Source organism: Achromobacter sp. JUb104, assembly GCF_024806975.1.
Taxonomy (GTDB): Bacteria; Pseudomonadota; Gammaproteobacteria; order Burkholderiales; family Burkholderiaceae_B; genus Achromobacter; species Achromobacter spanius.
The window spans coordinates 1,115,031-1,138,811 of the sequence record NZ_JANUEY010000003.1; the positions used below are offsets into that span (position 1 = coordinate 1,115,031).

Here is a 23,781-nt window from a genome sequence, read left to right on the forward strand (position 1 = left end):
AGTGATCCCCCGGGCTGGCTCCGCGCCTTTACTCCATCGCTTCGTCCTTACTTTCCGGCTCGGAATTGGTCAGTAGAGGCTTGCCGCGCATCAGTTCCGGCACCCAGCCCCTGCCGTCCAGCAGTTGCTCGGCTGCGGCGGCGGCCTGGGCCTTCTTCATCGCCAGCAGGGGTTTGGCCTGTTCGGCACCGACCGCATCGGTAACGACACCCGCGATTCGGTCCTTGGACACGTGTGCGAGGTAGGACTGCGCCGTGGGCTTCCACCATTTGCTCATGTCCACCCCGACCAGTTCGCCCAAGCGATCAAGGTGCCGGGGCTCTTCACCGTAGGAATTGCTTTTGCGGCGGTAGATCGAAGCGCCCGTCAGCACGGCCAGCAGCTCGATTAGGTCCGCGTGCGGCTGCTCCAGCAACCAGGGCAGCACCGCCACGCCGTCATCTGGAATCTGCTTCGTGACGGCTTCAATGTGCGCGTGCACCGCTGCCCATGCCGAACTGTCCTTGATGCCTTCGTCCGTCTTCGCCAGCTCGTCGTGCGCTGTCCGCAACGAAAAATCGAAGGTATCTCCTGCGCTGCTGCGGCGGCTTCTGTCGAAATCCCCCAGCATTTGTTCGATAAGCAGGCAGAGGGCGAGCGTCGGGCGCACCATGATTTCGGCTTGGAGCGCAATGACGCGCTGTGCTTGGAGCCGGTTGGTCAGCGCCTCAGAATGCACGGGCCGCGTCATAACGGGGGGCAAGTCTACGCCCGCCGTTTTCTGGCCATCTGCGTCGTTGCTTCGCGTGGCTTGTGCCACGGCGTCGCGCTCGTCCTGGCGGATCAGGCCCCGAGTGACGGTCAAGTCGCCTTGATAGTCCAGGTGCACAATCGCGCCGCACAGGGCTTTCAGGTCGGCCGGGTAGTCGTAAAGCTCGGCCCGGATTTCACGAATCTGCCCTTCGTAGCCGCGAATCACGCCGCGAGCCTTGTCCAGGTTTGCCGCGTCGTGGCCTTCGGACTCTTGCAATTCAGCAAGCTTTGTCCGCGCCGCTTCCATCTTCTTTTGCAGTCCGTCGATCTGCTTGGCCTGGGCCTTGCTCGGGTCCAGGTGGGCGCGTTGGATTTCCCCGAATTGCTTCTTGTCGTCGTATGCGAAAGACACCCGGCATTCCACCCACAGCCAGCCTTCGGTCGATATCGCCTTGAAAAGCTTGGACCGTTGCATCTTCGCCAGGGCCATCGTTCGCGCCATATCCGGATCAGCCAGATAGGTGTCGTTCTCGAACAGGTCGCGGCGCACTTCTCCACCCGCCTTCTCATACGCAGCAACTGTCACGTAGCGGGCAACGGCCGAGTCGCCCAGCATTTCCGTTTCCGCCAGGAGGTTGCGGATATGAACGTCGCGGTTCCAGTGTTCCGACTGCGCCGCCTTCCATGCCGCTTCCTGGCGGGCGTGGTCCGAAACCGACGCCAACGCCTGCATATCGGCAACTTCAATCTTGCCATCGCGGAATAGCTGCATGAGCTTGGGCGAAACAGCGCCGAGAGCCAGCAGCTTTTTTACGGCGGATTCCGTTGCGCCGTGCGCGGCCGCGATGGCTTCGATGGTCCAGTTTTTCTCCGCGCGCATACGGGCATACGATTCATACACGTCTGCCGGGTGCATAGCCTTGCGGGCGATGTTTTCGATCAGGCTGGCGTGGTGGGCGTATTCGGCCGGAATCACGAGGCACGAAACGCTGTAGTCTGCCGGGAACACGGCGTCTTCGATCAACAGCCCCAGCGCTGCCCAGCGCCGACCGCCCGCGCAGACTTCGTAGAAGCCATCGGCGCACGCAACGACCACGAGGTTTTGCAACAGCCCGCCCATGGCCTTGATCGTGGCCTTCAGTTCCGAAAGTTCAGGATCTTTCTTCGGATCCAGCGGACGACGAGCCTGATAGCTTTCGCTCAGGCGCAGTTGGGAATGCGGGATCTCCGTGCGGGTGCTTGCGGCGTGAATGGCGGCGAGTTCTTTGGAGTCGATCTTCATGGTGTGTGCTCTTGCTTCGATTTATCGGAATTAGTGCAGCTGTGCAGTGACCGGCGCGTCCTGCATCGCGGCGATGAGGGTGGCAAGGTCGCGCACCGTCATCGCCGGAAGGCGGTAGGAAAGGCCCAGCACGTGGGCGCGGCGCATGTCGTTCGCCAATCTGATAAAGTCGTGGTTCATCACGGTTCTCCTTCGAAGGGTGGGTCGAGGTGCAAGCCCCTGTCGGTTGCCGCCGATCAGGGGCTTTTTCGTTTAATAGCCAAGCCATTCCAGCAGCACGTGGCCGCGATACAGCGGGTGATTGCCGCAGTCGGCAAAGAACTCTTGAGCGTTCAATTGATGCCTACCGATTTCTTCCATGACCTGGATGCGCGTCACCACGGCTTCATCCGCCGATTCCCTATCGCGCAGGCCCCGGGCCGAAACCGGCCCGAGATCGAATAGGTCCGCGAGCAGTTCAATCATGTCGGGCCTGTGGCCTTGCCATGCGACCAACTCGTTTTCGATGGCGACGGCCAAGACCGGCGCGGTGTCATAGCCTTTTGCCGCGAGCGCTTGAGCGAATTCGGCAGCGCTGCGTTCGGTGAAGTCGATGCCGCGCGCGGCAAGATCATCCTTGGAAAGCTCGCACTGGACGCAAGCCAGGTGGGTGTACAGAACGACGTCGCAAGACATGGCGGATTTCCTTGTTTGACTAGACTTCGGTTGAACCGACCCAGGACGTGCCCAGGAACGCATCGCAGCCGATCACGGCCGATTCAGGTTGCACAGCGCAAAGCCCCTCATGTGTCCAGCCGTGTGCCGGTGCCTGCTGGACGTGCAGGGTCGACCCATCCAGGCCGCGCAGGAGCAAAGGCTGGTGGCGCAGTGCGGTCAGAATGTCCGGCTCGCCTTCCATCTGGTCCGTTACGTACTTGATAAGCATCTGGGTTCCCCTCTCAGCCGTGGTGCGGGCAAGGATTGCCAGAACCATCGTTGCAACCCGAACACGCCGCCATCACTACGGACTCTTCTGCTGCGTCCCAGCCGTCCACCCATGCGCTTGCCAGTTCGGCAACATCGGCCAGCAACGGCGGTACGTCGTCGGCGTCACGGCCACGGGTGAAGTCTTCCCGGCCTTGAACGTGAGCGAGGATTTGCGCGTGATCAAGCTCCAAGAAACGGCTGTCTTCATCGAACATCCCTGCTGCTTTGGTGCGAGCGACGCGGGCGTCCAGGCCGCGAAGGAACACCACTGCGGGCTTCGGCGTTGCGATTGTCTGAACAGTGTTTGCCATGGTTATTTCCTTTACATTCAAGAGCGTTTTTGAAGCGCTGACCGATCCTGAAGAAGTCGTCCGAGCGTAGGTTTGTTGGATTTGGTTGTTCATGGTCTTTCCCTCCGCGTTATTCGCATCCGTTCCTGTGAGGCCTGTCCGTGCCGTCCGTGGCCACGTAGTGACGACTGGAAAGGGCCGGAGCAGAGGCCGCATGCGGAGCGCAGCCGAAGGCGAGCACCGAACGGGTGAGCACCGGACCCTTGGAGGGAGGAACGCAGTGGTACGGTCGGCGTTTTAGGACAGGGCTCGCGGGAATGGATGCATTGCGAGAGACAGGGCGGCGACACCAAAGCCAGGCGCGCGCCGAGCGCCCCTACCCGCGCGCAGCGCGGGTCAACCTGGCCGCAAGGCGGCCTGCGTGAGCCGACCGTAGGGAGGGTAGGACTGAAGCCCCGCAAGGGGGTGAGACTGGCGGGGGTTGGCCAGGCTCAACGCGAAGCGCGATGGCCCGACCCGTAGGCGCAGCCGCAGGGGCACGCCCAATGGGGAGTCGTGATCAAAAAATCAGTGCTGAGATTGGGATCCGGGCGGCATCGAGACATTCAGCAAATCCAGGGCCTTATTCGCCCTATCTCGTGCGTCGTCGATGATTTGATTTTGCCGAACGATGTACTTGTACAGCGCTTTGGGGCTATTTTCGGCCTCGACCAAACCTTGCTCGTTGATGATCTCGTTGCACAATTCAACACACTCGTCGCAGATCGTGAGCGCGCTGGCGCCAGGGCCGTTTTCCCGCGCGATCAGCTTGTGGACTTCGTCCTGGGACTTATCGCAAAATGCGCAATGCAGCACGGTCGGCTGCTTTTTTCGCCGAGGGCTCTTTTTATTGTTTTCGTCCATTGGGCGCAGGGTCCGCGTCAACGCGTCGCTAGGTCAGAGTAGGTGCGAAATCTAGCACAAGGCCCAACAGCCCGGATGGGTGTTTTTCCTAGTATCCGGCTACTTTTCTCATTGAAATCCTGGCGTTCATTGGTGACATCATGAAGTTTGATGTTTACGGAAAATTCTCGCTGGAAGTGACGCAAACCCCCAATGGGTGGGTTGTGTACCGGAATAGCGCCGGCAAGCGCGTGCCGGAAACCGACATCGTCATTCCGCCGGACATCGCTGCGGAGGACCTAGCCGAGTACCTTGATGACCTTTTGCACGAGCTATCGCCGCTGGGCGGCCGTATCGTCGAGATATGAGGCTTTGGAAGTCTAAGCGCGAGGGAACAGAATGATGGTAGCGAGCTTCGCTCGCTACCACGCAAGCGCTGCGCCGGCCGCCCAGCCGGCGCCTGCGTTTTTCACTCTTGGCGATAGTGGTCGACCATGCCTGCCAGGTACGCCGCCCGCAATGCCCTCCAAAGAGTCCACACCGGTATTTCGCGATAGTCCTTCGAACGGATCCGCCGAAGTTCGAACGATTCAACGTCCAGGATCTCAAGCCCTATGTTCTCGATGGCCTGCTCTGCGGCCTCGGATAGTTGCGGCATTGCCATGGGTGGTGACTCCGTGTTCTGCTGGCCCAGCACCATGCTGGCCAGCTCGTTGAGGTTGATCTTCGACTGGGCGATAGCTTGCACCTCGTCCAGAGGCAAGGATTCGAGGAACTGCGCCATGCGCCGCTCGCTTTCCCGCGCCGCCAGCGCCGGCCAGGCGCCGCAGGCAGCGATCGCGGACAAGCCGGCCAGGTTGTTGCCGCCGTAGCCTTGCAGGTATGCAATCAGCCCCCGCTTCATTTCGCTTTCATCCCGGCTCATGCTGCAATCCTTTCTTGGTTGGCCAGCGCCAGGCGCCGCACGGCGGCGTCGTGATACTTCGGGTCCATTTCGATCCCGTAGAAGCGCCGGCCGGTCTGGCGGGCGGCCACGCACGTCGAGCCGGAGCCTGCGAACGGGTCTAGAACTATGTCGCGCGGGCGGCTGAAGGTTTCGATCAGCGGCGCCAAGCATTCGACCGGCTTTTGGGTCGGATGATGGCGATTGCCGCTGTACTTCCACGGCATCACGTCGGGCAAGGGCGTGGCCGGCACGGCCGGCTGGCCCTTGGCCAGCAGATAGGCCGACTCGTGCTGGTACGCCAAGAACCGCGCCTTGGATTGGTATTGCTTGGCGAATACCATGTGGCCGACGACACGAAAGCCCGCCGCCCGCCAGGCGGCAAAGAACCGATCAACGCGGTTCCAGCCGTAGAACGAAATGCAAAACGCGTCGTCGCGAAGCACGCGGAACATCTGTGCGAACGCCGGCGTCATCCATTCATCGGTGCGGTCGTTGGCAATACTCCGGCCGGAGCGGTCCACGTAATTGACGAGGTACGGCGGATCGGTCAACACCAGGTCAACACAGCGATCCGGCAAGGTGGGAAGAACGGACAGGCAATCGCCCAGGACAACACGACTCATGGTTGGCTCCTTGCGTGCAGCAATGTCAGCCGATCTGCATTGCACTGCACGGGGCAGGCGGGCGCAGCCCACGAAAGCGCGGTCAAGGGACGTGGAATAAATAGTGAACGCAGTGAGCGGTTTATGCCGCGAAAGCCCTTGAAGATGGGGCCGCGGCTACAAAGCCGCGCGCAGCGGCCCTAGCGTCCGTGCGGGAGTGGGATGCGACTGTATGCTCCGTGCAGTGCTTGTGGCTCTACATGGTCGGCAGTTGGCGCGTGGCTAGCGCGCCAGGCCCCGAAAGGGGCCATCGCACCTTGCTAGAAGAGCGACATCTGGCCACCGGCGGCTGCTTGGCGAATGGCTTTCGGAATGGCCTGCAGCGGCTGCTCAACCTCAGATGAAATATCCCCGGCGATGGTCTCGTCGACTTGGCCCTGGTCTGCGGCCGCCGGCGCCTGCAGGAGCGCTCGAGCGCCCTCTTCCGCTTCGCGATGGCGAAGCCGCGCGCCCCAGCCGCCCAGGATATGTGCGGGCGTAAACCACTGCTCCCGGCACTCGCCCGTGAGGCCGTTGCCATGAATCACCACGGCCGGCAGGTGCAAGAGCGCCAGCTGAATGAATGTCATATGCACGCACCGCTGATCGATGTCGATTGCAGTCGCGTGCATGCACTGCTGATAGTTCAGCTGCGCATCGTGCATCGCGTGCGCCGCCGCGATCAACATACCGCCGGCGCCGCACGCCGGCTCCAGTACGCGGACGAACTCCTGCGCGCTCGTCTTGTCGACCAGATCCTGGCCATTGCCCATCATCATGTTGCCCATCAGGCGCGACACCTCATAGGGCGTAAAGAACTGGCCGGTGCCGGCGTTGCCCATGTCTAGCATCATGAACGTGCTCCCCAGCACGTCGCCAAAGTCTGCTGCCTGAACCCGGACCTCGTAGGCCATGACCAGGTGCGAGAACGCTTGGACGAGCTGGTCGAGTTCAGATCGCTCGTACTGAGCGATCACCTGCAGGTAGCGCTGCTCGCGTGCGTCGCGCTGCGCGAGATCGGCACGGGCCAATGCGATCGCGCAGATCTCTACCCAATCGCTCCACACGCGGTCGATGCCGCGTGTACGCGCGACCTGCCGAATGAGGCTGACGATTTCCTTCTGATGGGCGTCGGCGCTGTTCAGGAAACGGCGTTGTTGTGCATTTGAGGTTTTGGCCATGTGGTCTCTCCGGTTGCCAGGGCGGGAATGCCCGGAACTTGAGAGGCACGGCGCAGCGCAGCGCTCAAGTGTCGAAGACGGCCAACGGCCGCAAGTGGCGCCGGCGCAGCCGGCGCCGCGCCGCACTTGAACGCGAGAACGCCGTGGCACACTGACCGGGAATGCAGACCCGCCACCCCGTATGGCTTTCAACGGTCCAACTTCAAAGCGCAGGCGTTCCCCTGCAGCGTCACTTAGCAGGGGCTGAGCCACGATGGCCTGATGGTGCTCAGAAGAAGAAAGGCCCGCCGAAGCGGGCCGGAATGGCGTCAATCGATCGCCGCGAAGATGGCATTTGCCTCGGCGTGTTCGCCGGCGAAGTCGCGCAGGGCGTGGTACTTCTCGGCCAGGTCGTCGCTGCGGTACTGGCTGCACAGTTCGCACAGGGCGTACAGCGTTGCCACGATGCCGGCGGCGTCCGCCGACATGGTCCGGTCGCACCAGTTCATGGGCCATACGATGTGAAGCGTCTCGTAGTCGGCCGGCGCCATGTAGAAGCCGTTCGGGATTTCGTAGTAGTGCCAGAAGCCGCCGCTGTACTCCTGCGACAGGCGATCCAGCCAGTTGTAGACGGAGATTTCTCCGCGCAGCATCAGGCGGATGCCGAAGTGTTTGGGCAAGAAGGCCAGACGATCGTGATCGGGAACCAGGCGGGCTTCAGCGAGGGTGGAGTGCGTCATGTAGTGCTCCTTGGAAGAGGGCCCCAGCCGGGGTGGCGGGACGGGAGCACTGGCGCCCTGCGGAACAAGCGCCGGGGGCAAGGGGACGTGGAATATAAAGCGCGCGTAGCGAGCGGCTATATGCCGCGAAAGCCCCTTGAGCCTGGCGCACGCAGGGCCAAGATGCGCCCGGGCCTGACACCCAGGCTGGTCCCGTTCCCAGCACCATGCCGTCCGCCTTCTCCGAATCGGATAGCGTCCGAATGACAGCAAGTTCGGCGGTTGAGAGGCGGAACGTGATCGTCGTTGTGGCGGGCGATCCCTTCTTCCGAGGAGGTTGTGAGCGAGTCGCACCAACAAATCTAGCCCGAGACGGAAGCTACTCTGCTTGCCACGTGCGCGCCAGACGTGGAATCGTTTGGGTGCGCTGTCTATGCCGCATATCGCCCCTGCCCGCCGATTTTCTTCGGCCTAAACAATCACTTGCCGGAATTTGCTGGGCGGAATACAAGTACTGTCAGCCGCCAGAATCAGGCCACTCTCGGTCATGTCACACCAAACCTGCAAGGAAGGCCTTTGAAAGACGTTGACCTTGCTGCATTGCAGATCGCCTGCCGGAATTTGGCGAGAGGCGCCCTATGGTCAGAACAGGGAACACCCGAGATTGCCGTGGCGAAGCTTGCGGGCGAATTCATGCGAATCGTAGCTACGCAAGTCGCTGACGTGATCGAATGCGGTCGAGATCCCAACATAGTCACACGTGCGGTCAGCTACCTGACCTATACCCATGTCGCTCCAGTTGGAGTCGATGTGAAATGGTGGTTCACTGAGTTGCTCACTTGCCTAGTTGAACTCGCCGTGCCATCAATGATCCAGACGCCCGAATCCAGCGCTTTCCTGCTCGATGTGCAAGAAGGGATCGCGGAATCTTTGGGGCCGGGAGAGGGCTAGAGGCGGGGGCCTAAAAGAGCCCGGCCTATACTGAACTGACAGCTCCTTCCGACGAGGTCAGCGATGTGCGGTCGAATTGTCCAGAAGTCGGGTCCGCTGGATTACGTCGAGCGGATCTTTACCAATTTGGGCCAGATCTTCGCGGACCCAACGGGGCCGCGATTCAACATACCCCCGGGCACACGCCCGCTCGCTTTGCATCGCCTGGCCGAGGGAGCGGAAGCGATGGAACGCCTGCCCTGGGGCTATAAGCCCCCCGACTCCAAGCACTTTATGAGCAACGCGAAGCTGGAGACCATCTTGAAGAACGGGTGGCCCTGGCGCTTCCTGATCGGCGCCGGTCGAATTTTGGTGCCTGCCGATGGGTGGTATGAATGGCCCGTGCAGCCGGACGGCAACAAACAACCGTATTACATACATGGCGAAGCCCCGCTCTACTTTGCGGCGCTCACGGCGTGGGAACCGGGCGCTGAGCTCGATGCCGCGCATGGGTTCGCTATCGTGACAAACGACGCCCGGGGCGGGATGGTGGATGTCCACGCCAGACGGCCTGTGGCGCTGCCGCCGGATGTCGCTCGGCGATGGGTCGATCCGTCCTACCCTACGCCCGACGCCCGGTCGCTATTGAACGAAAGCGTGCCTGAAGACGCCTTCACCTGGCATCCGGTGCGACAAGAGGTGGGAAATTCGAAATATCAGCTTCCGGACGCTATTGAACCAATATAACGGCGCCAGCGGTTCGTTGCGTCCCCGACTTGTAGTCCGCCCCGAGTTTAGCGGCTGAACAACTTCCAGCATCTAGGCTGGAACGCGCTTTGCAGAGATACATCATTGGCTAAACAGCGTCAGCGCGCGGAAGAGATGACGATGAACTCAGATGAATATCTTGCAAAGATGTCCTTCGCTCCACACCTCCACGCCATTTCGGGGATTGGGTGGACATCCTAAATGAATACGCCTTCTGCCTAGAAAAATGCAGTGGGAAGCTAGACGCCGAAGAACTCGACCGCCTATTAGACGTCGGCGCGATGTTCTATCGAACGCTGGCGCGTGCGGAAGACTATCGGAAGGACATCATCAAGGACACGTGACGCCGGCTGCGAACCGCGAACATCCTGAGCGGATAGCCACCCCGCTTCCCAAGCGTCCACAGCTGCCTGCCACTCATGAATTGGCTGCCCGCTATGCCCCGGCATGTTGTGGGCCTTCAAGAAGGGGCAAGACAATATCGACTCGCCTCGGCGCGCGGCCATCGCGCCCAGTTCCATAACGCTATGCATGATGGTTCTCCGATAGACGGTTCGCTCAGTTTCCCGAATTCAGCGCGCTTGGGTCAACGGATGCAACATTTTGCGGCGTAACTGACAAATTGGTTGGCGTGGCATTTCCGTCACCGAAGCTCTGGACCAGAGTTGCCGCCCGAGATGCGGAGGAGCTAATGAATATTCTCCTTACGACGGCGTGTGCGCTCAAAACGCAGTCGTTAGATTCGGCCTATCTTGCTTCCCCTGAGCTGGCGGCGCTGCGCACGAGACTGGACGAAATCGCCGATGAACTGCACGGGCTTCAGGCCGACGCGGCAGGCCGCCCGTGATCGGCGCGAAATACGTAGCGCTCAATACCTCGCCGGAGCCGGTTTCGACTTTTAGTTCCAATTGATGGTCGATGGGGGCCGGTGGGTATGTGGGAGAAGCCTGGGTAGCCGGTGGGCATACCCTGTGGTCAAGCGCGTGGTCAGGCGGCGCCTGTCCACCGTTTGTCCATCAGCGGTTGTCCACGGGCCGAGCACAGCGAGCCGGGCGGTCGCGAAGCGATCATCCACATATCCACGGGTCCGGATAAACGTGTTTTGAATGGGGTGTTTAGCGGCTAAACAGACCGAAAGGTCTGCAATCGGTCATGACCGGGCACTCGCCAAGGTCTGCGTGGAAGTGAGGACGGCCAGAGGCCGGTTGTACCTGCGGATGGCATCCGCCGAGCCACGGGCTCGGACAGGGTTCAACTGCTGAACCAAACCGATTGTGCCGCTCGCTTCTCGCGCGGCACAGCTCGGACGCCATGATCACTTGCTAGGACTGTCCGTAAGATGCATGTCTCAGACAGCGTGCGTCTTTGCGCTGAACGGCCCTGACCTCGCGGTCCGGGCCTCCTTATTGGCCTGCAGTTGCACGGCGCCCGTGTCGCAACAATGATGGCCCCCTGACATTTCCTGATCCAGCATCCCGACTCAAATTTACCGTAAAATATTGACATATAGCTATATTACTATTTAATGTACGGCATGACAGATCCCATAGAACAATCCAAGGCACTTGCCAACGAATCTCGTGTGGCGATTCTCGACTGGTTGCGAACGCCGCACGAGCACTTCTCCCATCAGGTCACCGGCGATCCACGCGAGATCGGGGTCTGCGTCACGTTACTGACCGAGAAGCTGGGCATGGCGCAGCCCACTGTCAGCCGCCATCTCGAGTTGCTCCGCCGGGCGGAGTTCGTGACGGTCCATCGCATCGGCCGGTGGGCCTTTTTCAAACGCAACGAGGCGGCCATTGCCGCTTACAAGGAGTGGCTCCGTGAACATCTCTGAGGCGGCCGATGCAAAGCTACTACCTGGATTCAAACGACAGTTCGTCGAGATCGATGGCAACAAAATCCTGGCACTTGTCGGCGGGTCCGGCCCGGGCCTTCTGATGTTGCACGGCGATCCACAGACTCATCTCTGCTGGCACGATATCGCACCGAGTCTGACCGACCGCTTCACGGTCGTGCTGACCGACATTCGGGGTCGGGGCGAGAGCCACAAGCCAAAAGCAGGACAGTCGCCAAACCCTTTTGCGAAGCGCACCATGGCCGCTGAACAGATAGCTGTCATGCGTGAATTGGGTTTCGAGCGGTTTTCGCTGGTCGGCCACGACCGCGGAGCACGGGTTGCCCGTCGCATGGCCCTGGATTATCCCCACGCCATCGAACGCCTCTGCGTCATGGACATTGTGCCCGCACTGGACTTCTACGAAAACGCGACGGCCGAGATCGCGCAGGACTATTTTTATTTCTATTTCCTGACCCAGCCTTACCCGCAACCCGACCGTCTGATCGAAGGCGACGCAGAGGCGTTTCAGCGCCAGATCCTTTTTGGGCTCGGTGACAAGCCAGTGCCCTACAACGAGGACGCGCTAGCGGTGTATTTAGAAAGGTCCACGGAACCAGCTTCCATCTTCGCGATGTGCGAGTGCTTCCGCGCGGGCTTTGGCATCGACAGAGAGCATGACGCGGCGGACCGGGCTGCGGGCCGCAAGATTGGCTGCCCCACGCTTGTCCTTTGGGGCGACGCGGGCGTGACTGGACGCCATTTCGACCTTGAAACGATTTGGAACGCGTGGTGCGAGGACGCTCGCTTTGCGTCCATGCCAAGCGGTCACTTCATTCCGGAAGAGGCCCCCCACGAAGCCTTAACCGCGCTCCGCCCCTTCCTTACCGAAGGACAGATATCGGCCTAAATCGGCCGTTCAACTTTTCCTTGGAAGTTCCGTGAACACTCTTGCCGATATCGCCATTGACCATTTTTGCTTACTCATTTTTGAGGGTCCACTTGACCCTGACGATGCCTCCAGCTTGTGTCAGGTAATTCCAGCATATCTAGAGGAAATGATGACAGAAGAGCGAGCCGCATTTTCTGCTGCGGCTCGACGGGCACTCACTTTTCTCACGGCACCTCCGGATAAATACGGAAACTCCCCAGCGGCGCGGGTCGGAAGCGATCAGCTAGAGTTTCTACGGATTGCAGCAAGTGGCGAAATATTCGAATGCTTGCCGGATTCAGGGACTGGCGCTTAACGCTTTTCTGATACCAGCGGATAAAGCCCAGAACGATCGCATCGATCGACTTCGGATCGAGAGCGGCTCCGCTCCGGGTCGAACTCGGACGTCGGTCTGGGCCCGTTTTCGGCCAGGAGCAGACGGCAGGAACTGCCGCTCGATCTATAGTGTTGGCTGTCCACCACCATGTATTGAATCGAACAGATAGCATGATTTGGCCATTCAAGAAGAAGGCTAGCGAGCCGCGTCACGCCCCTCGGTTGAGCCCGCCACAAGCGCCTGCGGATAGGCAGTTTCCTCCGGTTTCCGCGTGGCGGCCGACCTGCCCGATACCCATCAATAGGGTCGTGGATAGAACCCACACGTACTGCAACGGATTACGAGATTTCGCTGTGTTTCGCGAGGGCACCATTTCCATACTGCCGGACGGGCTGTCCGACACTGGCGCCGAGGCGCATGCGTTGGCCGCCCTTAGAAGCGTTTTTCACGCTCACATTGACATGAATCCGGTCGCAATGAGGGACGGCAACATCGTTGTTCACTACAACCACGACGTCGCGACGGTCGTCCTTAGGGAGCTGGTTGACGACCATTGGGCAGAAATTCAGACGCGGCATCTGGACGCCCTGGCCACTGATGAGGTTCTGATTACCGGCGCCGGGCCGAATGTGTTTGACGACCAGGGAAAGGCGGCTCTCTTTGGCCGCTGCTACATGTTCATGGATGCCGTTGACCCCCAGGTGATTCGCATTGAGCGCAAATCAGCGAGCTAACCCAATTGGCTGCCTGCGGCCAGGCGCAGCCGCAGCAGCACCCCAGAGTATTGAGGGAAAAGCCCGGTTAAAACCGGATGTAGTTAGTTTAGATATGAGGACATGCATGCAGGAGGGTTGGTACGGCGACGACTACGTAGTCTTTTTTTCACTCGACCAAGCGCAGGCTTTCGCAAAAACTTGCGAGCTTGATTCGACTTTGCCCGGCTTTTCGCTTGTAGGGTTGCGCGGATGGCAGGACTTCATTGTCAGAGACTTGTCGGGGACTACATTTACGATTCCTACTGTCCCGCTCGATGCCAAGTATCTCTCCCGATTCGAACCGCCTACCAGTCAGGAACTTGAGTCGGACCCCGGCCTTTGCGGGAAGGTACGGTGGCTCATAAAGCCGCTAGTTTTCGGGGGAGATCCGCAAGCCGACGACAATGTGACTTGGCTTTCTCACCCGCAGCATATTGAACTAGTGCGCTGGTGGAATGACCAATACCGCGCGGCGAAGTTTGGAGTTAATTGACAGGTATGTGCTTTGGGGCAGACCCGCGCGCCTACTAATTCCTTTTTATTTGGCGCTAGCCCATGTCGGGAGTGTGTCAGAAGCAGCTGACTATGAATGACCGATTTCACCACGCTGTAGGCACAGGCTTACGCGGATTGGAGGGCTGCAACGGGTCGGATAGCGCCCCTCCGTAGGAGCACACTGAATCTCCCTTTACTCAAAAGGAGATTGTCATGGAATCCGCGAATGCCGCCGTTGACCGTCGTGTGCCATGGAACAAGGGAAAGCTCACCGGGCAGAAGCCGCCCCTAAAGCTCCGAGAAATTTGGGCAATTCGAATGAGACTTCAGATGGCTTCGAACACCCGAGAACTCGCGATGTTCAATCTCGCAATTGATAGCAAGCTTCGAGCGTGCGATCTCACGCGATTGCAGGTGCAGGACATCCGTCACGGAAGCCACGTAGCCGCGAGAGCTACCGTCATGCAACAGAAGACCCAGCGTCCGGTCCAATTCGAGATTACGGAGCAAACCCGTGAGAGCCTTGAAGCATGGATCGAAGCGCGAGGGCTAAAGGCGTCGGATTTTCTGTTTCCGAGCCGGTTGCATACGTCGCCGCATCTGTCGACGCGGCAGTACGCCCGGATTGTGCATCGCTGGGTCGCATCGATCGGCCTCGACGATACCGCATATGGAACCCACACTATGCGCCGTACAAAAGCCTCGCTGATCTACCGCCGGACGAAGAATCTTCGGGCTGTACAGCTGCTGCTCGGGCATACGAAGCTGGAAAGCACAGTTCGCTACCTTGGCATCGAGGTAGACGATGCTCTTGAGATGGCTGAACAAACAGAGGTTTGATGCATGTTATGCGCCACGGGAATGACGACCGCGCCGGTGCGCGACGCCAGCAGCGCCCCGCCCATCTTGAAGCGCGCCGTCTTGCCCGGCGGCACGCGCGTGCCTTCGGGAAACAGCAGCGGCCAGCGGCCTTCGTCCATGCGCGTCTGGCCTTGCTTGACCACCTGCTCGAAAGCGTCACGACCCTTGGAGCGGTCAATGGCAATCATGCGCAGCAGCGCCAGGCCCCAGCCGAAGAACGGCACCATGTGTAGTTCTTTCTTGTAGACGAAGCACACCTCGCGCGGCATGTGCGCCGGGAAGAACAGGGTTTCCCAGGCCGATTGGTGCTTGGACAGGATCACCGCTGGGCCCTCGGGCAGGTTTTCCCAGCCCTTGACCTGCCAGCGGATACCGCAGAACACCTTGGCGCCCCAGATAGCCAGGCGCGGCCAGCCCACCGTCAGCTTGTAACGCCAGTGCGGCGGCAGCGGCGCCCACAGGATGCAGAGGAAGGCGTAGGGGATGACCGTGATGGCCAGGAACAGGAAATACAGCAGCGAACGTAGCCGGGCCATTGAATCAATTGTCCTGAAGCAGAATGTCGACCACGGCCGACAGGTCTTCGCACACGCGGGTGTTCTCGGGCAGGCCGCCCTTGGCCAGCGTCTTCTTGCCGTTGCCGGTTTGCACCAGCCACGGCGCGCAACCCACGGCGGACGACGCCTGCAGATCGCGCAGCGAATCGCCCACCGCCGGCACGCCGGCCAGGTTGATGTCGTAGCGGTGTCCGATCTGTTCAAACAGCCCGGGACGCGGCTTGCGGCAGGTGCAGTTGTCATCCGGCCCGTGCGGGCACAGGAACACCGCGTCGATCGCGCCGCCCACGGCGGCCAGTTCACGCCGCATCTTGGTGTGGATGGCGGTCAGCGTGTCCATGTCGAACAGGCCGCGCGCCAAGCCGGACTGGTTGCTGGCAACCACCACCTTCCAGTCGGCCTGCGTCAGCCGGGCAATGGCTTGCAGTATTGCCACCAATATGGTCGTTTACTTCTGCGATCCGGGCAGCCCCTGGCAGCGAGGCACCAACGAAAATACGAATGGCCTGCTACGCCAGTACTTCCCAAAAAGAACAGGCTTGGCAAACTATACGCAGTGCGAGCTTGATGCAGTTGCCGCCAAGCTAAACTCCCGGCCCAGAAAAACGTTGGGATTCAAGACCCCGGCTGAAGCGCTGGACGCAATGTTGCACTGACCGTCTGAATCCACAGGTACTAAAAACTGGGTTAGGGTCACCTGCTCTCTGACCTCTTTCCCCTTAGGTCTAAGCCCTCTTAATCAACCTCTACATCAATCCCGAAGTGAGGTTGGTTCAGCTGTACACGTGCTCAATCGCAACGCGAGTCGCGCCCGGACAACGAGAAGCCTGTTTGCCTAAGCCATTGTGCTCGGAGGCTTTGCGACGAGGTTAGATGTTCCATGAATAGCGGGCGACTTCGTGCCGACAAACAGCATAGCGGTGCCTTGTACAGGAATAGCCGCCCGGTCTCTCGAGCGTATCCCCGTGGGTGCGACTTATCAGATGAACCGGCCAGCCGACGCGCTGCGTCCCATGCTCGTGTAGAAAGAAGCCTCGCCCAGCGGTGCCTGAAGACTAAAAATTCAGCAGGCCAGTAACGGCGTAACCGCTGGGCGTGAGTGTCGCATATTTTTCCTGCCAATTTGACAGTAATTCTCATAGCATCTCCTGGGCCGGCCTTGATACGATATTTTTATTCGGAACATGCGAGTCAAACCTTCTGATGGCCGCGACAATTAATACACCCGAACAAATATCGACTCAAGGCCTACAAGACAGACAGTCTTTTACTGCGAATTTTCTAGAGCGCCGGGGTGTTTTCTTCATGGTCGCACAGCAAGATCGCAGTCCATATCAACTGGGACCAGTCGACGATTCGACGGAGATCAAATATACGCGAGCGTGCACAACCTCTGGTTGATCACTCCCTTATGACTCTCTAGTACAAAGTCGTCCATTGAATCGCAATTGGTTTGGCATGATACCGAAGCTCCTCCTTACCCCCACATTGAATCGCCCGTTCGAGGTGACGCTGTGGAATCTGTGTAGCCCAGCGATTTGCAGGCGCTGAGGCTACAGCAGCACATAGAGTTTTCCTGCCGGCACATTGAAAACTATTTGTTAGGAGTTCAAGGATGCACGAATTGAAGGCGATGCTAAGGCAACAGCCGGTCATTCACCAAATCGAGCTCTTGTCACGGGGACGTTCTAATGTCCCAATAGCGGCCGTTGATGACGTTCCAACGCATGATGGCGCCGGGTTGATTCCGTCGTCGAAAGCGTCGACGCGAGAGCGGCAAGAACTGCGCAGGCTGGTTGAACTCCATCGCATCCGACTAGGACATTTCGGTGAACGGATGTTTGTGGAGCCGATTTGGTCGATGCTGCTCGACTTATTTGAAAATGATCTGCTGGACAGGCCCGTTTCGGTATCTTCGCTCTACCAAATCCCTGAAGTTCCGATCAGCACAGCATTGCGGCGAATAGACGATCTTGAGGAAAGCGGGTGGATATCGCGTTACCCGGACCCGCTCGACGGCCGCAGGACCTTGGTTTGCCTCACCGGCTATGGCAAATCACGCATGACTGGATATTTCTCCGAGCTGCTGGATGGAATCAGAAACCGGCGTCTCCTTGACAACGCTAACTCATGACATCCCTGCGGCTGGGTGGAGTTTTGGCCGCTCTGTTTTGTTTCCAGGCATCCTTGGCCGGATCACGCTTTGCCACGCTTCTATATGCGTTGCAAAACGGATCCGGGGGGATCGGAGCGGGATTGCTGGTCGCGGCATTCGCGTTGGCAGCAGCGCTGTGGCTTCCCATAAGCGCTAGTCTTGCCGCGCGCGCCTCTTTTCGCAGCTCAGCGGCGCTAGCTGCAACCATGATTGTCCTTGGCCTCGCGGTGGCAGCGGGAACGCGAGAAGGCTCTTCGCATCAGGTGGTCGCAACCATCGGAGCCGCACTTCTGATAGGTGGGGGCGCCAATGTAGGGTTAGTGACCTCGCAGCGGTTGATTGCGACGAACGCCTCCTCTCGTGAACTCCGCATGAGCCTTTTCGGCTGGCTTAGCATAGCGCCGGCGGCGGCGAGCGCCGTCGGCCCAGTTCTTATGGGGCTGGCGATTGATCGCCTTGGCTTTGCTACCGCATTCGCTTCGTTCGCTATCTTTCCTGTCCTTGCCCTAGTCTTCAGTAAAGCCGCCAGCCGCCAACCGCCACACCCCGGCGCGGTGAACGCTCAACACGGCCGTTTGCTCGACACCCTGAGACTACCTGGCTTGTCCCGATTGCTCGCTACAAACCTCGTTTTGAATGCTTGTTGGGACGTGCATGACTTTGCCATACCTTTGCTTGGGCATCATTTCGGCTGGCCTTCCGCAACGACCGGAATCGCCCTAGGCGCATTTTCAATGGCCGTCGTGTGCGTGCGCTTGGTGCTGCCGCGTCTAGCACCTCTGCTTTTGCGCGCCAAAACCAATGAATTTGTGCTGCTTTATACGGTTGTCGCATTTCCCCTATACGCGTTCGCGAGTTCCCCTATTTTTCTCATAGTGCTTGTATTTATGACGGGCGCAGCTTTGGGAGTGACTCAGCCCTACATAATGACCGTGCTCCATGATCTGGCGCCGAAAGAGAGGTTCGGATCTGCTCTGGCGATCCGTTCCGCGGCGATAAATTCGGCCGGCGCAGGCACACCGCTACTGTTTAGCACCGCCGCTACTGTCCTCGGGCCGGCAGGCCTCTTCGTCTCAATGGCCGTAGCATCGGCGCTCTCCCTGTTCATACTTCACGGCAAAGCCGTGCTTCCACGGTCGCGCAGCGGCAGGTTGATCCAGCGACCCGCGAGCGATGATCTCAAGCTTTAGTCTGAGTTTCTCACCCTTTCTGAGTTAGCCATGATCCAAGAGCGTTGCCTGATAGTCGACCCCATTTCGACGGGTTCCTTGTTTGCCTCTAGCTTTCGCGCCCACGGCCTCGATAGTGTGGCCATTCGGACATCGGAGTATGCGGCGGATCTTTCTCATCTATTCAAACGCGAGGACTTTTCCAGCGTTTTCGACTACTCAGGAGATTTAGCGGCAATGGGCGAACAGCTTGCCGATGTCGGCAAGTTCAAGTTCGTGGTGGCAGGATCACATCTCGGGCTGCGCCTCGCAGATGAACTTGCCCATCATTTGGGGTTGCCCCTCGCCAACGACATCGCCCTTTCCTCCATTCGGCACGACAAATATGAGCTTATCGAATGGTTGAGTCAGAACGGCATCGCGACGCCAAGACAACTCTTGTCGGGCTGCTGGGATGAAGTCCAGCGGTGGTTCGAGGGGGCCGGACAGCGTTCGGTCGTTGTGAAACCACGTAACAGTGCCGGCACTGATTGCGTGACGGTGTGCCACAACCTTGCCGACCTGAAAACCGGCTTTGAGCGCGTGGTTGACCACGAAGACCGCTACAAGACGCTCAATGCACAAGCGTTGGTGCAGTCGTATCTGAGCGGCACGGAATACGCGATCGATTCAATGAGTTTTGACGGCCACCACCGTTTTCTTTGCATGTGGCGCGCAACGCGGGACAAGGGAGCGGCCCCGTTTGCCTACGTACAGGAGCTGATCGCACCAGGAGAACCGGAATTCGACGTCGTCAGCGACTACGTCGCCTCCGTACTCGACAGTTGCCAATATCGATTTGGACCTGCTCACACCGAAGTCATCGTCGATGCTCATGGCGAGCCCCATATCGTCGAACTCAATGCGCGATGCCATGGGACTTTGGACCAGACCTTGCCTCGTATGTGCCTGGGCACCAATCAAGTAGAGGAGCTGGCCCGATCCTTCTGCGCCGCGAAGAAGCCTGATCATTGGAATCAGCCAGTGACAAGACGGGGCTATGGACTAAAAGTGACTTTGGTTTCAAACTTCTCCGGGACAATCATCAATGAGCCCGATTGGGCATGCTTCACACACATCCCCTCATATCTCAGTTCGTATCGACGACTCGACCGCGGCGGCCCAATTCACGTCACCCGTGATATGCCATCCTCACCGGGAGTGGTGTTTCTGTATGCGCGGTCGCGAGACGATCTATGGCGGGATTACGGCGTACTGCGCGACGTCGAAAAGCGCTTCTACGCGCAACTGGATTTGCAGCCCGGGCCGCTCAGTTCGGATAAGGATTTGGCCACCTTTCGCACGACTGCTGAGCAACAACCGACCCGCTCGTTGCACACGATAAACGCAAGGCAAGAGGTTGGCGTATGATTGGCGACCAACAGCCTACTACGGCGCCGGCGGGAGGAGCGCGCATCGCTTCCCCGTGGACCAAACTAGACGAGCAGGAACAGCAACGTCCATCGCTTGCTGGCTCGTACCTCGGGGTGCTTGGAGGTATGGGGCCTATGGCCGGCGCCGCGTTCGTTATGCGCCTGGTAGCGTTGACCCCAGCGTGCGCTGACCAAGCCCACATCCCGACACTACTGCGAAACGATCCCCGCATTCCGGATCGAAGCCAAGCCAAGATCGCGGATGGAGAGTCGCCACTGGCCTCAATGTTGCAGGGCGTGTACGCACTGCAAACCGCAGGTGCGGGCGTGATAGTCATTCCCTGCAATACCGCGCACTTTTGGTACGACGAATTGGCCGCTGCTGTATCGGTCCCAATCCTTCACATCGTGGACGCGGTCGCCGACGAGCTTGCCCGTCAGGGCATAACCTCTGGCCCGGTGGGAATCCTGGGCACGCCCGCCACGCTAGCGCTGGGCCTGTATCAAGAGCATTTAGCGCGCCGAGGCTACACATGTTTGCTACCGGATTCTGCACAGACCCATCATGCCTGCTCGACGGCCATTCTCGCGGTCAAAGCGAATCGACCCGATTTAGCCATACGGCCAGCACAACAGGCCATAGACGACATGTGCCGGCAAGGCGCCAGAGCAGTGGTGCTCGGATGCACCGAGTTGCCGCTGGCGGTGCCTGACCAATATCGCAGAACAGCCGTCCCAATAGCCGATTCCATCGATGCCTTGGCGCGCGCCGCCATCACCCACCGGCCTGACCGCGCGCGAGTGATCGACCAGCAGTTTTCTATGTCTGCAGCCCACAACGTCCGGTAGCCCGCTATTGAACGGTGGCGGATACGGACGGGGGGGCTTCTATCCGTTTGGACTGCCAGCAGTGGATCAACATGTACATCACCAGGAGGAATGCGGCATCACCCTCGTCCCGAGGCACGGCGGATCCAGGAGCGACGTAAACGTCCCAAGGCAGTTTTGGACAATCCATTCGACCCGCCGATAGATAAGCCGCCGTTCCTCTACTCGCTTGAATAAGCGTTATCAACGTTTGTACCTCCCCCGGCGCACCACAAGGACCTAGAAAGATATACAGACCGTCAGCGGCAGGCGGCGGCAGGTCCCCAGTCATATGTTTGGAAAGCTGTGCTGGACCAAGGCGGTAAACCCCTAGCCGGCGTGCGATCAAGGTTTCATACAGCAAATCCACGAAACTATGCGGCGCGTTGAGGCCGATAATACTTATATGCGCTGCACTTCTAATCTGATCCACCAGCGCTTCCAACTGGCCGTACCCGGGTAGTTGCTGCATCAACGTGTGTATTGCCGTGCTCTGGTCCGTCGGGTACGACAGAGAAGGCCCGGGCGCTGCTGGGAATGCGCCCGCAGCGATTTCAGCCTCTCGCAGCAAGCATGCTCTCAAGTCGCTGTATCCTTCAAAATCCAGCGCTCTGGCGAATCTCGTGACTGTGGCAATAGAAGTGCCGGCCTCCCGGGCCAGTTCTCCAATGGTCATGAACGCGACGCGTAGCGGTCGCTGAAGGCAAATTGCGGCTAACGCCCGATGGCTTGTTGGCATGCATTCTTTTTTTTCGCCAATACGTCGAGCCACTATGCTGCCGGTCGGGTTGACCGGCAAACATGCGCTTGATTCCAATTGAGAATCCTCCATTTAGGAGTGCCTTGTCCGGAGGCACGCCATTATTTGATAGGACTGCGACGCGTAAGATTACTACGGACATCCCTGAATCAACGACAATATTTTCAACACCAGAAATTAACCCCGCGAGCGCATTGACAGCGAACGTGGCGTGTGACAAAGTCAAAGCATGACGATCCGTTCGACCTGCTCGCCGATCACAACCCTCGCCCGAAGGTGTGGGATATGGTCTTAGTACTTTAAAAAGAACCCGTTCAACCCACCCCGCCCAATCTGCGGGGCTTTTTTTTCCCGCCCCGGATGGCCTATGTAGAGGATCCACGCATGCGACTTTATCTGTCTTCATACCGACTCGGCGACCATGCCGAGAAAGTTACCGATTTTTGTCGTAATGGCAAGGTCGCGATAATAGGAAATGCACTGGATTTCATCCCGCTCGATGCCAGACAGGAGTACGAATCAAACGTCTATAGTCCTTCGGCCGAATTCAACACCCTTGGACTCGAAGCACAGGAGTTGGATCTGCGCGAGTACTTTGGCCGCCAGGACGATTTGGCGCAGGATCTTAGAAAGTTCGGACTAGTCTGGGTGCTCGGTGGCAATGCTTTCCTGTTGGTGCGCGCCATGCGACAAAGCGGGTTCACTACAGTCATCCGGGAACTGTTGCGAAGAGATCAAGTTGCCTATGGTGGGTTCAGCGCTGGTGCGATTGCCGCCACCCCGCACTTGAGAGGGGTAGATCTAATGGACGATCCCTCCCAGTTAGCCGATCGATATGATCGTGAGATCGTGTGGGACGGTTTGGGGCTGGTCGACTTCTCCATAGTGCCGCACTTCGCCTCGGATCATCCGGAAAGTCATTTAGCAGACCAGGCGGTCGCCTTCATGAAAGCAGAACGCCTGCCGTACATAGCTATGCGAGACGGCGACGCCTATGTGTTGGAAGGAGCGACGGGCCAGCTGCTTGCAGCAAAACCAAGCACATCAACGCCCCCATCGACCCCACGAATATGCACTATGTGAGCGAACAGGCCCTGACGGGCTCACACTATGCAGCGCCGCACCATCATCCAAGTGAGCAACCCGCAAAGGAGCAATGCCGTCGAAGCCGTCGCTAAGCCCAACACTGAACCCATTGCCACAGGCGCGACAACACCAGCTGCAACTGCGTTCGCGATCGAACCGACGAAGGATTGCGCCGACGAAGCCATGCCGCGCCGATTCGGATGCAAGTCTAGCAGCATTATTGTCAGCAACGGCACCGTTTGAGCCCATCCGAATGAGAGTAGCCAAATGGGGAACAGCAGCAGGCTGAGCTGCATAGTGCCGTAAAGGTTAAAACCCACATTTAGCGCAGCGCCCAAGAACATCAAGGAAAATCCTATTCCGATCTGCTTGCCCCGGCTGAGCTTTCCGGCAGCGAAGCCGTTTGCCCACGCGCCAAGCATGACCCCACTGATCGTCAGCAAAAAAAACAGGTAAAAATCAGTGGTTGGCCACTGCAGATGCTCTCCCAGGAAAGCAGGCGCGGCCAATATGTACAGGAACATGCTGGTGAAGGGCAGCCCGCTAGCCAAAGACAGCAGGACGACTCGCCGATCCGTAAACAGCGTTCCATATCCTGACAGCAAATTTGACATGCTGAAAGGCTGACGTTGTGGCCTTTGCAGGCTTTCTGGTAGAAAGCGATAGTTGAGCGCCCAGAGCATTAGGCCCAAACCAGCGAGAAAGAGGAAAATCACTCGCCAGCCAAAATATTCCGATATTAGCCCGCCGAGCATAGGTGCTAACGCCGGAGCAATTCCGAAGAATATCGTAACCTGGTTCATGGCCCGTTGCGCATCCTCGGGCGCGAGGATATCGCGCAGTATGGCCCTCCCCACTACTATTCCCGCTCCTGTCACCATCCCCTGTAAAGCGCGAAAGAAGATTAAAAACTCAATAGACCGTGCGTTGGCGCAGCCCAGCGAAGCTAGCGAGAAAACTACCAGGCCCCACAACACAACGCGCCTACGGCCTAGACTATCCGAAATAGCACCGTGAAACAGGTTCATTACAGCGAAACCCACCAAATACACGGACAGCGTTTGTTGCAACTGAACTGGCGATGCACTGAGATCCGCCATCATGGGGGCGAACGCGGGAATGTAAGTATCCACCGCGAACGGGCCCAACATGCTGAGCGAGGATAACAAGACCGCTAAGGCCCACGTCGGGCCAATCCAAATTTTTCTAGCCATCGACGTGGTCATCCTCGCCTCCTGTC

The 23,781-nt window shown here is 58.9% G+C and carries 26 protein-coding genes and 3 pseudogenes; 14 read left to right on the forward strand and 15 right to left on the reverse strand.

Features of this window, described 5'->3' with window-relative positions; all coding sequences use genetic code 11:
- Positions 1–28: 28 nt before the first annotated feature.
- The 6 genes from M2361_RS25435 to M2361_RS29095 form a co-directional block, all read right to left on the reverse strand.
- Positions 29–2,014, reverse strand: a complete 1,986-nt coding sequence (locus M2361_RS25435) for a ParB/RepB/Spo0J family partition protein (protein ID WP_259252555.1) — start codon at positions 2,012–2,014, stop codon at positions 29–31.
- Positions 2,015–2,044: 30 nt separating this feature from the next.
- Positions 2,045–2,194, reverse strand: coding sequence for a hypothetical protein (locus M2361_RS25440; protein ID WP_164741215.1), 150 nt, complete (start codon positions 2,192–2,194; stop codon positions 2,045–2,047).
- Between the two features lie 72 nt (positions 2,195–2,266).
- A complete protein-coding gene (locus M2361_RS25445) occupies positions 2,267–2,689 on the reverse strand; it encodes a hypothetical protein (RefSeq protein WP_259252556.1) in 423 nt (140 codons plus the stop codon).
- A 19-nt stretch (positions 2,690–2,708) separates the two neighbouring features.
- Positions 2,709–2,939, reverse strand: coding sequence for a hypothetical protein (locus M2361_RS25450; protein ID WP_259252557.1), 231 nt, complete (start codon positions 2,937–2,939; stop codon positions 2,709–2,711).
- A gap of 13 nt (positions 2,940–2,952) precedes the next feature.
- The gene (locus M2361_RS25455; RefSeq protein ID WP_259252558.1) at positions 2,953–3,384 is read right to left on the reverse strand and encodes a hypothetical protein; all 432 of its coding nucleotides are present in this window, start codon (positions 3,382–3,384) and stop codon (positions 2,953–2,955) included.
- Positions 3,385–3,837: 453 nt separating this feature from the next.
- Complete coding sequence (locus M2361_RS29095) at positions 3,838–4,173, reverse strand: ClpX C4-type zinc finger protein (protein ID WP_370641303.1); 336 nt, start codon at positions 4,171–4,173, stop codon at positions 3,838–3,840.
- A gap of 140 nt (positions 4,174–4,313) precedes the next feature.
- Between M2361_RS29095 and M2361_RS25465 the strand changes: the two genes are divergently transcribed.
- Entirely contained in the window at positions 4,314–4,520 is a 207-nt protein-coding gene (locus M2361_RS25465; RefSeq protein WP_259252559.1) for a hypothetical protein, read from the forward strand.
- 101 nt (positions 4,521–4,621) lie between these two features.
- On the opposite strand, the gene M2361_RS25470 is transcribed toward M2361_RS25465, so the two are convergent.
- The 4 genes from M2361_RS25470 to M2361_RS25485 all read right to left on the reverse strand — a co-directional run bounded on the left by M2361_RS25470 (position 4,622) and on the right by M2361_RS25485 (position 7,639).
- Positions 4,622–5,077 (reverse strand): DUF6900 domain-containing protein, encoded by a 456-nt coding sequence (locus tag M2361_RS25470; protein WP_259252560.1) that lies wholly within the window; start codon positions 5,075–5,077, stop codon positions 4,622–4,624.
- Positions 5,074–5,721 (reverse strand): DNA methyltransferase, encoded by a 648-nt coding sequence (locus tag M2361_RS25475; RefSeq protein ID WP_259252561.1) that lies wholly within the window; start codon positions 5,719–5,721, stop codon positions 5,074–5,076. The genes M2361_RS25470 and M2361_RS25475 overlap by 4 nt, the downstream gene beginning before the upstream one ends.
- A gap of 299 nt (positions 5,722–6,020) precedes the next feature.
- On the reverse strand, positions 6,021–6,920 hold the full coding sequence (locus M2361_RS25480) for an SAM-dependent methyltransferase (RefSeq protein WP_259252562.1): 900 nt from the start codon (positions 6,918–6,920) through the stop codon (positions 6,021–6,023).
- A 308-nt stretch (positions 6,921–7,228) separates the two neighbouring features.
- Positions 7,229–7,639 carry an antirestriction protein gene (locus M2361_RS25485; protein ID WP_259252563.1) on the reverse strand — a complete coding sequence of 137 codons (411 nt, stop codon included), beginning with the start codon at positions 7,637–7,639 and terminating at the stop codon, positions 7,229–7,231.
- A 555-nt stretch (positions 7,640–8,194) separates the two neighbouring features.
- Here M2361_RS25485 and M2361_RS25490 point away from each other — a divergent pair.
- Both M2361_RS25490 and M2361_RS25495 read left to right on the forward strand, forming a co-directional pair.
- Positions 8,195–8,569, forward strand: a complete 375-nt coding sequence (locus M2361_RS25490) for a hypothetical protein (RefSeq protein WP_259252564.1) — start codon at positions 8,195–8,197, stop codon at positions 8,567–8,569.
- A 63-nt stretch (positions 8,570–8,632) separates the two neighbouring features.
- Positions 8,633–9,295 carry an SOS response-associated peptidase gene (locus M2361_RS25495; RefSeq protein WP_259252565.1) on the forward strand — a complete coding sequence of 221 codons (663 nt, stop codon included), beginning with the start codon at positions 8,633–8,635 and terminating at the stop codon, positions 9,293–9,295.
- Between the two features lie 287 nt (positions 9,296–9,582).
- On the opposite strand, the gene M2361_RS29020 is transcribed toward M2361_RS25495, so the two are convergent.
- Entirely contained in the window at positions 9,583–9,849 is a 267-nt protein-coding gene (locus M2361_RS29020) for a CrpP-related protein (protein WP_310508929.1), read from the reverse strand.
- Positions 9,850–10,007: 158 nt separating this feature from the next.
- On the opposite strand from M2361_RS29020, the gene M2361_RS25500 reads away from it, so the two are divergent.
- The 5 genes from M2361_RS25500 (at position 10,008) to M2361_RS25520 (ending at position 14,514) form a co-directional block, all read left to right on the forward strand.
- Positions 10,008–10,163 (forward strand): hypothetical protein, encoded by a 156-nt coding sequence (locus M2361_RS25500; RefSeq protein ID WP_259252566.1) that lies wholly within the window; start codon positions 10,008–10,010, stop codon positions 10,161–10,163.
- Positions 10,164–10,850: 687 nt separating this feature from the next.
- Positions 10,851–11,156, forward strand: coding sequence for a helix-turn-helix transcriptional regulator (locus tag M2361_RS25505; protein WP_127184404.1), 306 nt, complete (start codon positions 10,851–10,853; stop codon positions 11,154–11,156).
- On the forward strand, positions 11,143–12,066 hold the full coding sequence (locus M2361_RS25510; protein ID WP_259252567.1) for an alpha/beta fold hydrolase: 924 nt from the start codon (positions 11,143–11,145) through the stop codon (positions 12,064–12,066). The genes M2361_RS25505 and M2361_RS25510 overlap by 14 nt, the downstream gene beginning before the upstream one ends.
- 711 nt (positions 12,067–12,777) lie before the next feature.
- A complete protein-coding gene (locus M2361_RS25515; RefSeq protein WP_259252568.1) occupies positions 12,778–13,158 on the forward strand; it encodes a hypothetical protein in 381 nt (126 codons plus the stop codon).
- Between the two features lie 729 nt (positions 13,159–13,887).
- Positions 13,888–14,514 (forward strand): tyrosine-type recombinase/integrase, encoded by a 627-nt coding sequence (locus M2361_RS25520; protein WP_175185077.1) that lies wholly within the window; start codon positions 13,888–13,890, stop codon positions 14,512–14,514.
- A gap of 5 nt (positions 14,515–14,519) precedes the next feature.
- On the opposite strand, the pseudogene M2361_RS25525 reads toward M2361_RS25520, so the two are convergent.
- A pseudogene (locus M2361_RS25525) lies at positions 14,520–15,071 on the reverse strand (lysophospholipid acyltransferase family protein); the annotation flags it as partial.
- A gap of 4 nt (positions 15,072–15,075) precedes the next feature.
- Positions 15,076–15,519: pseudogene (gene gmhB / locus M2361_RS25530) on the reverse strand (D-glycero-beta-D-manno-heptose 1,7-bisphosphate 7-phosphatase); the annotation flags it as partial.
- Between gmhB and M2361_RS25535 the strand changes: the two are divergent.
- The 5 genes and pseudogenes from M2361_RS25535 to M2361_RS25555 all read left to right on the forward strand — a co-directional run.
- Positions 15,518–15,748 (forward strand): annotated as a pseudogene (locus M2361_RS25535) (IS30 family transposase); the annotation flags it as partial. The pseudogenes gmhB and M2361_RS25535 overlap by 2 nt on opposite strands.
- 959 nt (positions 15,749–16,707) lie before the next feature.
- Entirely contained in the window at positions 16,708–17,226 is a 519-nt protein-coding gene (locus M2361_RS25540) for a hypothetical protein (protein ID WP_259252569.1), read from the forward strand.
- A complete protein-coding gene (locus M2361_RS25545; RefSeq protein WP_259252570.1) occupies positions 17,223–18,437 on the forward strand; it encodes an MFS transporter in 1,215 nt (404 codons plus the stop codon). The genes M2361_RS25540 and M2361_RS25545 overlap by 4 nt, the downstream gene beginning before the upstream one ends.
- A 30-nt stretch (positions 18,438–18,467) precedes the next feature.
- Positions 18,468–19,826 (forward strand): ATP-grasp domain-containing protein, encoded by a 1,359-nt coding sequence (locus tag M2361_RS25550; protein WP_259252571.1) that lies wholly within the window; start codon positions 18,468–18,470, stop codon positions 19,824–19,826.
- Between the two features lie 116 nt (positions 19,827–19,942).
- Positions 19,943–20,677 (forward strand): aspartate/glutamate racemase family protein, encoded by a 735-nt coding sequence (locus M2361_RS25555; RefSeq protein ID WP_259252673.1) that lies wholly within the window; start codon positions 19,943–19,945, stop codon positions 20,675–20,677.
- A gap of 4 nt (positions 20,678–20,681) precedes the next feature.
- Here M2361_RS25555 and M2361_RS25560 read toward each other — a convergent pair whose 3' ends face one another.
- Complete coding sequence (locus M2361_RS25560; RefSeq protein ID WP_259252572.1) at positions 20,682–21,527, reverse strand: MurR/RpiR family transcriptional regulator; 846 nt, start codon at positions 21,525–21,527, stop codon at positions 20,682–20,684.
- A gap of 312 nt (positions 21,528–21,839) precedes the next feature.
- Between M2361_RS25560 and M2361_RS25565 the strand changes: the two genes are divergently transcribed.
- Positions 21,840–22,538 (forward strand): peptidase E, encoded by a 699-nt coding sequence (locus M2361_RS25565; RefSeq protein ID WP_259252573.1) that lies wholly within the window; start codon positions 21,840–21,842, stop codon positions 22,536–22,538.
- Positions 22,539–22,558: 20 nt separating this feature from the next.
- Here the strand turns inward: M2361_RS25565 and M2361_RS25570 are convergent, their stop codons facing one another.
- Positions 22,559–23,767: a multidrug effflux MFS transporter gene (locus M2361_RS25570; protein ID WP_259252574.1), complete on the reverse strand. Its 1,209-nt coding sequence runs from the start codon at positions 23,765–23,767 to the stop codon at positions 22,559–22,561.
- Between the last annotated feature and the right edge of the window lie 14 nt (positions 23,768–23,781).